Origin of the sequence: Janibacter sp. HTCC2649 (assembly GCF_000152705.1) — a bacterium.
Lineage (GTDB): Bacteria > Actinomycetota > Actinomycetes > Actinomycetales > Dermatophilaceae > Knoellia.
In genome coordinates, this window is the sequence record NZ_AAMN01000010.1 from 1 (window position 1) to 1,561 (window position 1,561).

A 1,561-nucleotide genomic window follows, 5' to 3' on the forward strand; every position below is an offset into this window, starting at 1 on the left:
ATCCTCGTCACTGACATCGCGGCGTGCCGCCTGTGACCGACGAGGTCTCGAGGGCGCCGTTCCGGTCACGTCGTGGCCGGACCATGGCGATCGTCATGGGGGTCCTGTCGGTGGTGCTCTTCACCGTCCTCGCCCTGCTCGTGGCGGGTCCGGACGCGGGGGGCGACTGGGTCATCGCCGACCGGCTCATGATGGGTGTTCTCGGCGTCGCCATTGCTGGCGTGCTGTGGCGCTGGGCCAGCGTCAGGGCCGTGCCGGGCGACGAGGGGCTCACGATCCAGAACCTCGTCGGCCGCCGGGACATCGCGTGGGACGAGGTCGCGGACGTGACCTTCGACGAGGGCGACCCGTGGGCGACCCTGCACCTCAAGGACACCGAGTCCGTTGCGGTGATGGCGATCCAGCGCGCCGATGGCGCCTCGGCCCGCTCCGAGGCCCAGCGCCTCGCCGACCTCGTGGCCGAGTCCCGCACCCACCCCTGATCGAAACCCTCTTCGTTCCCCGCACGGACAGACGTCGCTGCGCTCCGCTTGTCCGTGCGAAACCCTCTTCGTGCTCCGCACGGACAGACGTCGCTGCGCTCCGCTTGTCCGTGCGGAGCACGAAGACGCTGGGCTCTGGCTCAGACCCATGCAGGTCGGCGGGCCGATGGAGATGCGGCGGTGCCACCGGCAATCCTCTTCGTGCCCCGCACAGACAGACGTCGCTGCGCTCCGCTTGTCCGTGCGGGGCACGAAGACGCCGGATGATGTCCGTGCGGAGCACGAAGACGCTGGACTCTGGCTCAGACCCACGCAGGTCGGCGGGCCGATGGAGATGCGGCGGTGCCACCGGCAATCCTCTTCGTGCCCCGCACAGACAGACGTCGCTGCGCTCCGCTTGTCCGTGCGGGGCACGAAGACGCCAGATGTTGTCCGTGCGGGGCACGAAGGCGCCAGATCTTGTCCGTGCGGGGCACGAAGCCGCCGGATGATGTCCGTGCGGGGCACGAAGTCGGCGGGGCGGGGTCAGCGGACGGGGGCTCGGCTGGGTTTGAGGGTCAGGGTGGCGGCGAGCTGGGCAAGCATGAGCAGCGCCAGGACCAACCAGATCGCGGAGTAGCCGCCGGTGAGGTCTCGCACCGCGCCCATCGTCGTCGGCCCCATCGAGGCGACGGTGTAGGAGACGAGGAACGCCATCGCCGTGAAGCGGGCAGCGGCAGCCGGCGACACGGCATACCGGACGAGCAGGACCAGACCGATGGCGAAGGACGCACCCTGAGCGGCGCCCAGCAACAGGGCCCACACCCACGGCGCAGCCTCGGGAGCAGCCCAGACGCCCGTCTGGCCGGCGAGTCCACACAGCCCGGCGCCCACGAGCGGGATCCGCCAGTCGCCCACGCGGTCGGTGATCGCGGGACCGACGAGGCCCGAGACGAACTGCGCACCGGTGAAGACAGAGAGCAGCAGCCCGGCATCCCGGGCGTCCCAGCCATGGCCGACATAGGTGGGGGAGAGCCACGCCAGGGTCGAGTAGAACTGCCATGACTGGATCGCGAGGAAGCCAGCGACCAGCCAGGCAG

At 70.3% G+C, this 1,561-nt stretch carries 2 protein-coding genes; one reads left to right on the forward strand and one right to left on the reverse strand.

The genetic code is table 11. The features are described from left to right. Positions 1-83: 83 nt before the first annotated feature. The gene (locus JNB_RS00050; RefSeq protein ID WP_148232244.1) at positions 84-482 is read left to right on the forward strand and encodes a PH domain-containing protein; all 399 of its coding nucleotides are present in this window, start codon (positions 84-86) and stop codon (positions 480-482) included. 525 nt (positions 483-1,007) lie between these two features. Here JNB_RS00050 and JNB_RS21405 read toward each other — a convergent pair. After that, positions 1,008-1,561 (reverse strand): CynX/NimT family MFS transporter (locus JNB_RS21405; RefSeq protein WP_009774325.1); only part of this gene is annotated, 554 nt, incomplete at its 5' end.